Consider the following 13,280-nt stretch of genomic DNA (forward strand, 5'->3'; position numbering starts at 1 on the left):
GCCAGTGACCCGCAAAGGCAACGCCAATCGAGCTGATAATGCCGACGATCGCCGCGATTTTGAAAGACTTTTGAAAGAACGAGACATCCTGCTTTCTTAGCAGCTTAATTGCACTGATGCCGATAATCAGAAAGGCTCCGGTTGCAAAAGCGCCCAATACGGTATGTGGAAACTCGACCAGCACCTGACCGTTAGTTATCAGCGCAAAGAAGTCATTCATCTCCGCCCGCCCGTTGTTGATCGTATATCCGACAGGGTGCTGCATAAATGAGTTCGCCGCCAGAATCCAGAAAGCCGACAGCGTGGTCCCAATCGCCACAAACCAGATGGACAGCAGATGGACCTTCTTGGAAACCTTCTCCCACCCGAATATCCAGATTCCGATGAACGTCGATTCAAGGAAGAACGCGAGCAGCGCCTCAACCGCAAGCGGCGCCCCGAATACGTCTCCGACAAAGCGCGAGTAATCCGACCAGTTCATTCCGAACTGGAATTCCTGCAAAATCCCGGTCACGACCCCGATCGCAAAGTTCACGAGAAAGAGCTTGCCCCAAAATTTTGACATTCGCTTGTATTCTTCGTTGCCGCTGCGGACGTACATGGTCTCCATAATCGCGACGATGAATGATAATCCAATCGTTACCGGCACAAAGAAAAAGTGAAAAATCGTTGTCGACGCAAACTGCATGCGCGACAGCATAATTGTGTCCATGTTCTCCCTTCCTTCTCCCATTTAATTGCTTCTATTTTGTCAAAATTTTAAGAGGTGAATTGTGACGTTTATCACACCTATAATCATTTTTATCGGTAAAAACCAATAAATTTGTGACATTAATCACAAAATTTTTGACAAAAGCAAAAAAAATAAGACGGTTTTCCGTCTTAACTGTTTCTCTATTGTCTATATTAAGTATACCCCATTTAAGAAATGGAAATACCCTTCTTCAACGCTTTAGGGTTGACGTTTGAGTTGAGCAGCTGGGGAAGCATTCTCATATCCTGCTTCATCGGCGCGTTGCATAGAGGGCAGGTCGGCGCGACATCAAACGTAAAATTATCTCTCATCCATCCGTTGCAATCATCGTTCGTGCAGGACCATACGGCGGTGTTCTCTTCCGGTATTTCTTCCACTGGTTTCTTCCGGTAGTTCATTGCCGTTCCCCTCCATTTCTCTACATGCAAAGTATGGTAAAAGGTGATTAGCTTTCGTTTTAAAAAAAGACCGTCCCGATTCTTAGGCGGGACGGTGGTTGATTTTACAGTTTTACAACGTTCTCGGCTTGTGGTCCACGGTTGCCTTGAACAACGTTGAATTCAACGCGTTGGCCTTCGTCCAACGTTTTGAAGCCGTCGCCGACGATTGCGCTGAAGTGTACGAATACGTCGTTTCCGCCTTCAACTTCGATGAAGCCAAAGCCTTTTTCTGCGTTAAACCATTTAACTGTACCTGTTTGCATTGGTGTATGCCTCCAAAAAATAAATTAACATGTTATTTTTATCTTTGAACAAAGAAAAAATTCACACATTGAAAAAGGCTGTATCTCCAACTTGACAACCCTTTTCAATGTGAAAATTCAGGCCTCAAATTAAAATTATGATTAATATCATAGTAGCACATCGCGTCAGCAAAGGCAAGTTAAGCACCCGGAAATTATCCAGTTTTTACCGCAAAGGCTGGCTTTCCAAATTAGGTTCTGCCAGCCTTTCCTCAGCAGCGCTTTACTAGTATATACTGCTCCCGCCGGAATTATTCCCCCGGTTTTTCTTTAAGTGTAACGGTAACTTCCTGCTCTACGCCATGACGGTAAAAAGTGATAACGAGCGGATCGCCGATCTTGGTCTCGTTGTACAAATATTTGCGCAAGCTCAGCGTGGAGTCGATTGTCTGGCCGTTAAATTTCGTAATGACATCGTTCAGCTTGAGTCCAGCTTCCTTGGCCGGACCAACGGCATCAAGAACCACAACGCCTTCTTTGACGCTGCTCGGCAGATTGAGCGCCTTGCGTTGGTCCTCGGCAAGCGGAACGTACGGATTATTCAAATCGATGGAGTACACGCCCAGGTACGAGCGCACGATCTTCCCTTTAAGAGACAGCTCCTCCGCGATCTTGATGACATGATTAGCCGGAATGGCAAACCCGAGCCCTTCCACGCCGGTGTCGGATATTTTCATCGTATTAATGCCAATTACCCGGCCGTTCAGATCCACGAGCGCTCCGCCGCTGTTGCCTTCGTTAATGGCGGCATCGGTCTGGATAACCTCCTGCTCCCAATCATAGACGCCGTCCTGGTTAAGGGATACCGGGATGCTGCGGTTCGTGTAGCTGACAATACCCGAGGTGAGCGTGTCCCCAAGACCCAGCGGATTGCCGATCGCAATCACTGTTTCCCCTAGTTGAAGCTTGGAGGAATCTCCTAACTGCGCAATGGTGTTAATTCCTCCGCCATCAATGGAGAGAATGGCAATATCGCTGACTTTATCCGCGCCGACAAGCTCGGCTTTGCGAGTCTCGCCGTCCACTGTGACAACCTCAAGCTTGCCCGCTCCGGAGATGACATGGTTATTGGTTATAATGAATGCCTTATTGCCGGTCTTCCTATAAATCACACCCGATCCGAGCGCCGACTCATCCAGCGTTTCTTTCGTTTCCTCTTCTTTATGATTGATGATGCTGACAACCGCCGGACGGACAGTAGCCGCCGCCTTGATAATCCGCTCATAAGGATCGCCGCTGCTTGGGGTGATATTCTGAATGAAGGCAGGCACCGCACCCTTTGGATGGGCCAGCTGGCCTGTAACGAGACTGAACAGCAGAACTGCGACCACTGCGCTGATCAGGGAGCAAATCGCGGACACTTGCATCGTTGACAAGCTCCGTCCTCTGAAGGGTTTGGACCAGCGGCGGGGCATTGGGCGTTTTGAGACTTTTCGTTCTCTCCGTCTGGATACTTTGGTTGAATAGAAATCATCATCAAACAGACCCATTCTGTCATCCTCTCCCCTGTTTAACTCTTGCGTATCTGTTATGGGCCTGCCTTCCCGCAGGGCCCTAGTTCTCATTATTAGACTGCATTCCGGGGCAAAATGTTTCACCTGCTAGTGACCCTGAAGCGCTCATTCTCGTAAAAGTGGAATACTTTGCAGCCTATCAGACTATAATTCTAGAAAAGCGGACTGAAAAGCAGTATGCAACCTCGGCCTCTCATACCCTTCTATTGTACCATAGCGCCGCTATCGGCGCCGTCTTTATGAAAATAAAAAACAACAAATAGTGGAAGGAGAAACAGCTATGGATTCTTTTACTTCAAGTATGGATTTGGCTCAATTTATCGGTAAGCTAGGCGATCTGAAAGATGAACACTATCATATGACACTCGCTCTAACCGCAGCGGTCGAACTGCTGATTGACAAAGGACTGATCACACGCCAGGAGCTTGAGCGGAAAATGTCTGATCTCGACGATCTTATGATTCGCTCACCTTATCCCATGGCGTAGGCCGGTCGTAGTAGGTGTCGCATAGCCTGAACTCGCTGTCTTTATAGAAGCAGCCTCTGTCTTCCATCGCTCCGCGAACGGACATTCTTGCAAGCTCGATCATATTATGATCCCGGCTTAAATGGGCCAGATAGGTCCGCTTGGTGCGTCCCGTCAGAATCTCGCTGAGCGCCGCACCCGCCGCATCATTGGACAGATGGCCCATATCGCCAAGTATCCGCCGTTTCGTATTCCACGGATACCGCCCCATCCGCAGCATTTCGATATCATGGTTGGCCTCCAGCACCAGTACGTCGGCATCCGAGATGGCTGCTCTCACCTTGTCGCTGACATAGCCGAGGTCGGTCGCCACGCTGAGCTTCTCCTTGCCTTCATAGAAATTGTAGCCGACCGGCTCGGCGGCATCGTGGGAAATGGCGAATGATTCCACCCGCATATCTCCAAAATCTTTATATTGCCCGGTCTCCAGAACGTGCCGGTTATGCTCCTCGATGTTCCCGATGCCCTTCTCAATTGCGCTCCATGTATTGCTGTTGGCATAGATCGGCAGATTGAATTTACGGGCGACCGCGCCGAGACCCTTGACATGATCGGAATGCTCATGCGTTACGAGTATCCCGTCAATCTCCTCTCCCCGCAGCTCGCGCATCGCCAGCAGCTCCTCAATCCGCCGCGCGCTCAAACCTGCGTCAATCATCAGTGTCGTCCCGCCGCCCCGTATAATGGTGGCATTGCCGGTTGAACCGCTGGACAGCACCGTAAATGAAATCCCCATAGCTCCTGCTCCTCTTTTTTCGTAATCCGTTATTTCACTAAGGTGTCTTGGGACTGATAATGTCGGCGCTGATGCCGTTGACGTAATAAGATTTCCCATCCTCTAACAGGAACCGCCACATCGGCGCCGCCACCTGGCTCTCGGAATTAAACAGCTCTCCGTAGTAGCCCAGCTCGATTTCCTTCACTGCCGCGCCCTGCGGGAAGAACTTCTCGATCAGACTGCCCAGTGCCTTCGAAGCCGGCAGCACCTTCTGCGCTTCACCTTTTCCGCCTTCCCCGATATCAATCTGCGGCTTGCGGTAAGCGACGATTCTCTGGTTGTTGTAGACCAGCTCCAGCCTTACGCTGAACAGAGGCCATTTGCCGTCGACCAGAGGATGCAGTACGAATTTGCCGACCTCGCTTTCCAAGGGATCGAAGCGGTAATTTCCGATATCGGGAATCTGGCTCTCCAGTTCCCCGCTCAGCTCGGTGAAGGAAAAAATCAGTTTGCTGTCAACTGGCCGGGTGAGCTGAACCGTCCCGTTCCCATCCCCGGCCGAATAGCGGTACGTAATATCGGGAAGCCCTGGCGTAGCCGCCGGAATAGGGCACAAAATGCGGATATTCTTCTGCTCCATGATTTGCTGGGTTGAGCCGGAAAGCGAGGTGAAGTCTAGATTAGCGCTGACCTGCTCCCGCAGGTCGACCCACAGCTGGTAGCACAGCAGCAGATTCAGCAGCAGAAATGAATAGATCAGCACATTTTTTGCTCTCCCCCAGTCCATGCCCTTCCTCCTTTTAATCATGTAGTATTACTTCAGCGTAAGCGAGCTTCCGTTACTAAAATCGACCTTCCATACCGGAGTCAGTTCGAGCTTATCTCCTTTGACCACCGGCAGATAGACCGGGTACAGGTCGCGAATCGCCGAAGATTGGCTGATCCCCGCGAGCTGTCTCCGCAGAGTGTCCCCGCCGGGAAGCTCCACAATCTTTTTCGAACCTTTATCATCCTCGCTGTACATCAATGACCGTTCGTAGGTCGTAACCGTCCCCTGCTGCAGCCGCAAATCGATAAGCCCGTAATGCAGCTTCGGCTGATCCAGTACCGGGTACGCCCCGTATGGATAGGAGCCGTAGTACTGTTGGAAGGAAACAAGCCGGTCCTGATTGCTTTCCTCCGCCGCTTCCAGCTTGTACGTCCCGTTCCATCCTCCATGCTGATTGACAAAATCAACCGCCTCCAGCACATCCTTGGCATCGGTGCTCTCCCCCTCCGGCAGCGCTGCGGGGTCGCTGTAACTCATCCAATGATGTTCTTGATCCACTTGGAGGCTCCGCTTGCTGTCCGTATAGATTTCCGAGCCGTCCTTTTCCCGAATATACCGGGTGCTCCCGCTATCGAAGAACAGGCTGCTCTGCATTTGCTCTACCGTATATAGCTTGGAGGGCAGCTCAGCCGCCACAAGCGACAGATTGCTCTCCGGAACATAATAACTGCCATTTGACGTTGTGTAAGGCGTCCACGATTTACCGAAATCCACATGCTGCTGTACATCCTGCACGGTAAGATCGGCTTTGGCCGCTTCATACACGATGTCACCCCTTGTGCTGAAAAAAACGGCATGCGCCTTCGAATCGTTCTTCCCGCTGTATATCCAGATCCGGTCGACGCTCTCCCCGGCGAACAGAGAATCCGGGGACAGCTGCATCACCCGCTGCAGCAGCGCTACGGGAATGCCGGAACGGAACGACAGCTCGATTCCGGGATTCTCACTGCGGATCTTGTCCCAGTTGAAGCTCTGGACGGAGCGGCGCTGGAAGCTCTCGAAGCTTCGTCCCTTCAGCCGGGTAAGAATCAGGTTGTAGAAGGTCGAGCTTGGGTAAAACAAGGTGTGCTTGTTTTCTCCCAAATGAATGATCATTTTATCAGGAAATAGCAAATTCTCAACTTTTTCCTCAGGCCCCATATTGTCTGTCTTCACATATAAATTCTCCGAGAAGACCGCTGAATCGCTGCCAGGCAGACGATAGATCAAATAATAACTCTCTACCAGGCTGCCAAGGACGAGCAGCGCCAGAATCCAGGACTTGATCCGTTCCTTCACGCTTCATCCCTCCTAAGCTTCTCCAGAGGCAGCGTAAAGGTAACCTTAGAGCCTTTGTTCAGTTCAGATTGCAGCGATATAGCGCCACCGTGCGCCTTAACAATTTCCCGGGCAATGGAAAGCCCGAGTCCGGTTCCGCCCATATTCCGCGAACGCGCCTTGTCCACCCGGTAAAAGCGCTCGAAAATGCGCTCAATATCCTTCTTCGGAATGCCGATCCCGGAATCACAGACAGAGATCTCCAGCATTCCTTCGGAATTACGTCCCGCCTCAATCTCGATGCGGCCGCCCTCCGGCGTATATTTCAGGGCATTGGACACCAGATTTCCGAGCACCTGGTCAATCTGATCCCTGTCGAGCCAAGCCGTGGAGATTTCCCGGCGGACGACCGTGCGGATGGAAATCCGCTTCTGCCGGATTTGGAAGGAGAAGCGGTCCGCTACATCCTCCAGCATCTCGGCAATATCTGTCTCCTGATAGCGCAGCTGCGCTTCTCTGGAGTCGAGCCGCGACAGATGCAGCAGATCGGTAACGAGCCGGATCATCCGCTCCGTCTCGCTGCGGATTACGCCGACAAAGCGGCCGGCCAGCTGCGGATCTTCCAGCGCACCGTCACCCAGCGCTTCCGCATAGCTCTTGATCGTCGTCAGCGGCGTCCGCAGCTCATGCGATACATTGGCCACGAATTCGCGGCGCGACGCTTCCAGGTTCTCCTGCTCGGTGACGTCCTGAAGCACCGCGATCGTTCCGGCGATTCCGCCCTCACGGCGGTGAATCGGCGTGAACGTTACCCGCACGATGTTCGGTTCCTCCTCTTCGGAAGATTTAAGCCTCAGCATCGTGGACTGCGCCGTGCCGACGGACAAAGCGAGCGTCTGATCGCCTTCGAGGCCAAGCAGCCTATCCAGTGCAAGCCCCCTGGGCAGCGGCTCCTCCGCCCCCAGCATCAGGGATGCCCGGAGGTTCATCAGAATGACGCGGCCGGTTTCGTCCGTCGCCACCACGCCGTCGCTCATATTCGTCAGAATGGAAGCGAGCTTCTCCTTCTCTTCCTCGTTCTGGGACAGCGCATCCCGCAGCCGTCCGGTCATATAATTGAACGCCTTGCTCAGCTGCCCGATTTCATCATTGCCGAAGATCGGCATCTTCCGGTCGAAGCTTCCTTCGGCTACCGCCGTGGCGTGCCGTGTCATCTCCTTAATCGGCTGCGTAATCGTATGGGCAAGTATGACGCCGAGCACCGCCGTCAGTGCCAGCGCGATGAGAAGTCCGGAGATGAATACGCTGTTGATCCGGCCCATCGTCGCATACAGATCCTTCATATCGGCCGCGATGTATATGGCGCCCACGACCTTGCCGCCCGACCATACCGGCTTGGCCACGACCTTCTTCCGCACATTATCGTCGCCAATTATATACTCCTCGTTGTCGCTGATGCCCTGCAGCGCGCGGCTGACGACCGTCTGCGTATTGCGCCGCCCGACATAGTCGCTCTGCGACTGTACCGAGGTGGTGATAATTTTGCCGCTCGCATCGAGCACCTGAATTTCCGCGCCGTTGATGTACAGATTGTTGACCATGCCGCGCAGGCTGTCCACCGACGACTCTTCACTCGTTCCGCCGGCTTCGCTGCTGAATTTATCGGCTGTCAGAATAGACAGCATTTCCGCCCGGGCCTTCAAATCCTTCGTGAAGTTATCGGTCAGCGAATTCTTCATCGAACTCACAAAAAAAACGCCGATCAGCTGCATCGCGATCAGAATCAGCAGCACGTAAATAATAATCAGCTTCGCCTGAATTGTCCGGAAAAAGGACATGGCCTTCATCACAATCCTCCGCTTTTGGGACTGTGCATCAAATATCCAAGCCCGCGCCGTGTAAATATATATTCCGGCTTGCTTGGGTTCTCTTCGATTTTCTCTCTCAGCCGCCGGATCGTCACATCGACCGTGCGTACGTCTCCGAAATATTCAAATCCCCAGACTGCCTGGAGCAAATGCTCCCTTGTCATGACCTTCCCGGCGTTGCGGACCATATAATAGAGCAGTTCGTACTCGCGGTGCGTCAGATCAAGCGGTTCACCGCCCTTGTAGACCGTATACATGTCGGTATCTATAAACAAATCAAAATGGTGAACGCCCTGCTTGCCTTCATCCGGCTCACTCTGCGTTTCTGCGGGAGTCGGCTTGTGCTGGCGCCGCATCTGTGCTTTAACCCGGGCAAGCAGCTCGCGCGTGCTGAACGGCTTGGTTACATAATCGTCCGCCCCAAGCTCAAGACCCAGCACCTTGTCGATTTCCCCGTCTTTGGCGGTTAGCATGATGATTGGAATATCCAGGTGGGCGGACCGCACCTCGCGGCATACATCCATACCGTCCTTGCCGGGCAGCATGAGATCAAGCAGCATGAGATCGGGCCGTTTGGACAAGGCCAGGTCCACAGCGCTTATACCGTCAAAAGCACAGACGACCTCATACCCTTCTTTTTCCAAATTGAACTTTAAAATATCGGCAATAGGCTGTTCGTCGTCCACTACCAAAATCGTTCCCATCCCCATAATCCACCGTTTTCACCCTTCTATGTTACTATTAAAGCTTCTTCACTCATTTTAGCATACCTGTCCGCTCGTCACATCCTACGAAGTACGCAGTCAAGCCCTCAATGCAGAAAAAATGGATATTTATTCCTGATAAAAATGAAGCCGTCCGGGAATTTACCCGAGCGGCTATGGAGTCATGACAAATTACTGCAAATATTTTAGCGGGTTCATGGCTGTACCATTCTTGCGGATTTCAAAATGCAGATGGGTGCCCGTGGATCGGCCGGTATTACCCATAATTCCGATCGTGGAGCCCTGCCCCAGCTTCTGGCCGACGGAAACGGAAATTTGGCTTAAATGGCCATAGTATGTTGAATATCCGTTGCCGTGGTCGACAATGACAACATTGCCGTAACCGTTCTGTACTCCGGCAAAAGATACCGTTCCGGCGTCGGCGGCCTTAATCGTCCGGTTGCCGGATACCATATCGAGTCCTTTATGCGGCCGTCCCCAGCGTTCGCCGAAGCTGCTGGAAATGATCGCGCCGCTGACTGGCCAGGCAAATGATCCGGAAGCTTCATAGGCTACCTTGGTGCCGCGGTATACGACTTCAGGAAGCGGAGCCTTGAGAACCGTCTGGCCGAGCCATTCTTCCTTGACGACCTCGCCGTTCTCCTTGGTCAGCCGGTATTGCATCTCCTTCAGCCCTGTCTGGCCCGGACGCACCACCTTCGTCTTGCCTTTGGGCAGAAGATCGCTGGTACGCACGATCACTTCGGGTTCCGTCACGATTTGCTCAGCCGCCTTCTCCGTCGTTACGACGGTAACCGGAGGCTGCGGCACCGTCAGATTAAGCTCATCTCCGATCTGCAGCGTCAGTTCCTTCACGTCCGGGTTGTTCTGGAAAATTTCCTGCTGCGTAATTCCATATCGGCTGGCAATGTTGGAGATCGTGTCTCCTTCTTGCACCGTGTATACGAGCGGCGCCTCAACGCCTTCGGTAAGCAGCTTGACCGCCCCCTGCACATCCAGCACCTTATTCGGGTCGGCCTTTACCGGCTTCACGGATATCTGCTCGCGTATATCCGCCGACTCTACCTTATCTCCTGAGGATGCTGGAGCGGATAACGCCGCCGCCGTCTTGGTCAACTGCGGAACACCGGACGCTTCCTTCTTCCCGGATATGTAGTAGGCTTTTACTTCCTGAAGCACAGCCCCGGCTGTTTCCTGGTCTTTAACGATACCGACGGCTTTCCCGTCTACGACCAGTTGAACGCCGACGGCGTATGCTTTAAGCAGCCCATCCAATTTATCCAGCGTTCCCTCGTTGTCGATCACCGGCTTATAGCCGCTGGCCGCGGCCGTGGTAATGCCGTCCGTCTGCAGAACCATAACCTCATCCGGGTATTTGTTCTGATACTCCTCGCGCTTCTCCTCAAATAACGCCTTCAGCCTGTCCTTGTCGGAGAGCGTTCCGATTTCCTTGCCGTGCAGCAGAACCCGGTAATAGACCTCCGTATTCGCTTCTACATAATACTTATGCGCCCCGATGAACGAGACCGTGAGCAGCGCAAGGCCGGCGGATGCCGCGAGCCATGTCAGAAGCAGACGCCGCCGCGATCGATGAACCACTGGAGCGGACATCATGCCTTCCCCGGCATCGTCATTCCGCTCAGCCACAGGCATGGAAGCTTGTTCTTGCTGCTTCATCAGCCCACGTATAAACTTCAATCCTTTCACGAAACTCTCCCTTTCAGACTGTCCTTTGTAGTATCGCTTTGCAGCCGGAACTTTGGTAAGACCGCTTAATCTATATTTTGCCGATGGAATGCATCCTACATGCGAAAATCGAAAATTTTATTGGAATGATATGGCAAAAGGTTACAAAAAATTAACCAATTTCGGTCCCTGTTTACTTTACCACAGCCTGCATAAAAATTTCAACTTTCGCTCAAGAGGTAACATCTGGGCCATCCCTTTAATGCGGTGTCATGCAAAAGGGCCGTCCCTTACCGTCTATAGCGGCCTTGGGCAGCCCTGTTTCCCGAGCTATATTATGGGTTTGCGTCCTTACTGTCCGCCCGTGCCGGAAGTCAGTATCTTCATCAGCTTGTCGTATTCCTCCGGCGTTACGTACTTGGAAATTATCGACTGAACCTCCGTGACCTCCTGCGCCGTCAACCCGTTCTCCATGGCAGCGGATATCTTCTGCATCTCATCCTGGGGAACCTTGTTCATCAAGATATTGAACACACTGACTTTTTCATCGGACGGCAAATTGTCCTTCAAATCCTTCATCGCCTCCGGAGTCATGACCAGCTGCTGATCCTGCGCGCTGCCGCTCTGCTCTTCGCTTGATGCTTCACCCATGACGGGCAGCGCGTTGTCCGGCGCCTTGTCTTCCCCAGCGCCTCCTCCGGTGCCGGCCGTCGCCGCAGGAACGGTCTCGCCGCTGCCGCCCGTACCGGACGGCTCCTGCGTCTTAGAGCTATCCGCTTCCGCAGAGCTGTCATCGTCTTTTACCGTGTCTTGGGCGGCTCCCTTGCCGCTTGTGCCCATAAGGCTGCTCAGCATTCCGCCGAAGCCCGGAGCCGGGGTATCCACTTTCAGGCCGAGCCCGGACATGACCGATTGAACATACGCATTTACGATAACGCCCGTTGTCAGAATGGACAGACTGCTGGCCAGCACTACGATTAAGCAGATGCCCAGCGTACGCTTCACGAATTTCATTCCCATCTCTCCCTTGTATCAATACGTCCGCTTGCTATCTTACCAGTATTGACCAATATAGGCTCCGGAAAACGTTCGTCCGCTTATTCATGCGGAAGCTGTGCTTCGGTAGATGCGCCAAGATTCGGAATGGACGCGTAAAAAACCGCAGAAAGCCATTGCAGGCTCTCTGCGGTTTTTAAATGCGTATGATATATGGGATTTCGCTGCTAATTATTCGTAAATCGGCAGAACTTGGTTCGTCTGGTCGCGGTTGCGTCCGACCGAGAAGATCGCGATCGGAATGCCGGTCAGCTCGGATACGCGCTCCACATACTTGCGCGTGTTCTCCGGCAGATCATCCAGCGTCTTGGCCGAGGTGATATCCTCGTCCCAGCCCGGCAGCTCTTCGTAGACAGCTTCGCATTCGGCCAGCATTTTCAGGCTTGCGGGATAATGGGTAATAACCTCGCTGCGGTATTTATAGCCGGTGCAAATCTTCACTGTCTTCAGGCCGCTCAGCACGTCCAGCGAGTTCAGGGACAGTCCGGTCAGACCACTGACCCGGCGGGCATGGCGGACAACGACGCTGTCGAACCAGCCGACCCGGCGCGGACGTCCAGTAACGGTGCCGTATTCATGGCCGGTCTCACGGATCAAATCGCCGATCTCATCATTCAGCTCAGTCGGGAACGGACCGTCGCCGACACGCGTCGTATACGATTTGGCCACCCCGATGACCTGCTTGATCTTCGAAGGCCCCACGCCGGAGCCGATGCAGACGCCGCCTGCGGACGGATTGGAGGACGTTACGAACGGATATGTTCCTTGGTCGATGTCGAGCATAACGCCTTGAGCGCCTTCGAACAGCACCTTAGTGTTCGCATCAATGGCGTCGTTCAGCACGACCGAAGTGTCCGTTACATAGCGGCGCAGCATTTCCGCATACTCCAGATACTGCTTCAAAGTCTCTTCCACATCAAGCGGCTCTCCGCCATATACTTGGGTGATGACTTGATTCTTCTCATTCATCAAATGGCGCAGCTTAAGCTCAAATTCTTCGGCATCCATCAGATCGGCGATCCGAATGCCGTTGCGGGCCGCTTTGTCCATATACGCCGGGCCGATGCCCTTGCGGGTCGTACCGATTTTGTTCGGTCCCTTCCGGTCTTCCTCAAGCGCATCCAGTACCATGTGATAAGGCATGATGACATGGGCGCGGTCGCTGATGACCAGGTTATCCGTATCAAATCCGTTCTCGTGGATATAATTGATTTCTTCAATCAGGGCGGCCGGGTTGATTACCATGCCGTTACCGATGACACAAGTCTTTTCTTTATAGAAGACGCCCGACGGAATCAGGCTAAGCTTGAATTTCTTGCCGTCAATCAGAATCGTGTGGCCGGCATTGTTGCCCCCTTGATAACGGGCGACCACATCTGCGCTCTCTGCCAGAAAGTCCGTGATTTTACCTTTGCCTTCGTCTCCCCATTGTGTTCCCACAACGACTACCGTTGACATGTTCATTCCTCCGTAGATGCTGCTCGGAGCACCATTATTTTTCTGATAGGGCTCATTACATACCGCTATGTACACAGCCCTGACGGACGCTTTAGACAGTTTAATCCGCTAAAGCACAATTACCAGTGTACCAGCCGTCATTTTTAA

The 13,280-nt window shown here is 52.8% G+C and carries 13 protein-coding genes; 1 reads left to right on the forward strand and 12 read right to left on the reverse strand.

All coding sequences use genetic code 11. The annotated features are described in order from the left end of the window. From L691_RS0122160 to L691_RS0122175, 4 genes are all read right to left on the reverse strand, one after another. Nucleotides 1-712: cytochrome ubiquinol oxidase subunit I (locus L691_RS0122160; protein WP_025692492.1), on the reverse strand; the 712-nt coding region annotated here is incomplete at its 3' end. A gap of 209 nt (nt 713-921) precedes the next feature. Then, a complete protein-coding gene (locus tag L691_RS0122165; RefSeq protein WP_025692493.1) occupies nt 922-1,152 on the reverse strand; it encodes a cold-shock protein in 231 nt (76 codons plus the stop codon). A gap of 104 nt (nt 1,153-1,256) precedes the next feature. After that, entirely contained in the window at nt 1,257-1,457 is a 201-nt protein-coding gene (locus L691_RS0122170; RefSeq protein WP_025692494.1) for a cold-shock protein, read from the reverse strand. 290 nt (nt 1,458-1,747) lie between these two features. Then, nucleotides 1,748-2,986, reverse strand: coding sequence for a S1C family serine protease (locus L691_RS0122175; RefSeq protein WP_025692495.1), 1,239 nt, complete (start codon nt 2,984-2,986; stop codon nt 1,748-1,750). A gap of 304 nt (nt 2,987-3,290) precedes the next feature. Here L691_RS0122175 and L691_RS0122180 point away from each other — a divergent pair, with 304 nt between their 5' ends. Next, a complete protein-coding gene (locus L691_RS0122180) occupies nt 3,291-3,497 on the forward strand; it encodes a hypothetical protein (RefSeq protein WP_025692496.1) in 207 nt (68 codons plus the stop codon). Here L691_RS0122180 and L691_RS0122185 read toward each other — a convergent pair. The 8 genes from L691_RS0122185 to L691_RS0122220 all read right to left on the reverse strand — a co-directional run bounded on the left by L691_RS0122185 (nt 3,466) and on the right by L691_RS0122220 (nt 13,133). Next, on the reverse strand, nt 3,466-4,272 hold the full coding sequence (locus L691_RS0122185; RefSeq protein WP_025692497.1) for an MBL fold metallo-hydrolase: 807 nt from the start codon (nt 4,270-4,272) through the stop codon (nt 3,466-3,468). The genes L691_RS0122180 and L691_RS0122185 overlap by 32 nt on opposite strands. 37 nt (nt 4,273-4,309) lie before the next feature. After that, complete coding sequence (yycI, locus tag L691_RS0122190) at nt 4,310-5,041, reverse strand: two-component system regulatory protein YycI (RefSeq protein ID WP_025692498.1); 732 nt, start codon at nt 5,039-5,041, stop codon at nt 4,310-4,312. A gap of 27 nt (nt 5,042-5,068) precedes the next feature. Beyond that, on the reverse strand, nt 5,069-6,361 hold the full coding sequence (locus L691_RS0122195; protein WP_025692499.1) for a YycH family regulatory protein: 1,293 nt from the start codon (nt 6,359-6,361) through the stop codon (nt 5,069-5,071). Continuing rightward, nucleotides 6,358-8,187 (reverse strand): cell wall metabolism sensor histidine kinase WalK, encoded by a 1,830-nt coding sequence (gene walK / locus L691_RS0122200; protein ID WP_025692500.1) that lies wholly within the window; start codon nt 8,185-8,187, stop codon nt 6,358-6,360. Before walK ends, L691_RS0122195 begins: the two co-directional genes overlap by 4 nt. Beyond that, on the reverse strand, nt 8,187-8,918 hold the full coding sequence (gene yycF, locus L691_RS0122205) for a response regulator YycF (protein ID WP_025692501.1): 732 nt from the start codon (nt 8,916-8,918) through the stop codon (nt 8,187-8,189). The genes walK and yycF overlap by 1 nt, the downstream gene beginning before the upstream one ends. Before the next feature lie 186 nt (nt 8,919-9,104). Then, nucleotides 9,105-10,640: a peptidoglycan DD-metalloendopeptidase family protein gene (locus L691_RS0122210; protein WP_025692502.1), complete on the reverse strand. Its 1,536-nt coding sequence runs from the start codon at nt 10,638-10,640 to the stop codon at nt 9,105-9,107. Between the two features lie 330 nt (nt 10,641-10,970). Further along, complete coding sequence (locus L691_RS0122215) at nt 10,971-11,633, reverse strand: hypothetical protein (protein ID WP_025692503.1); 663 nt, start codon at nt 11,631-11,633, stop codon at nt 10,971-10,973. Nucleotides 11,634-11,846: 213 nt separating this feature from the next. After that, nucleotides 11,847-13,133 carry an adenylosuccinate synthase gene (locus L691_RS0122220; RefSeq protein ID WP_025692504.1) on the reverse strand — a complete coding sequence of 429 codons (1,287 nt, stop codon included), beginning with the start codon at nt 13,131-13,133 and terminating at the stop codon, nt 11,847-11,849. Nucleotides 13,134-13,280: the final 147 nt, after the last annotated feature.

The sequence above is a fragment of the Paenibacillus zanthoxyli JH29 genome (assembly GCF_000520715.1).
Taxonomy (GTDB): domain Bacteria; phylum Bacillota; class Bacilli; order Paenibacillales; family Paenibacillaceae; genus Paenibacillus_AQ; species Paenibacillus_AQ zanthoxyli.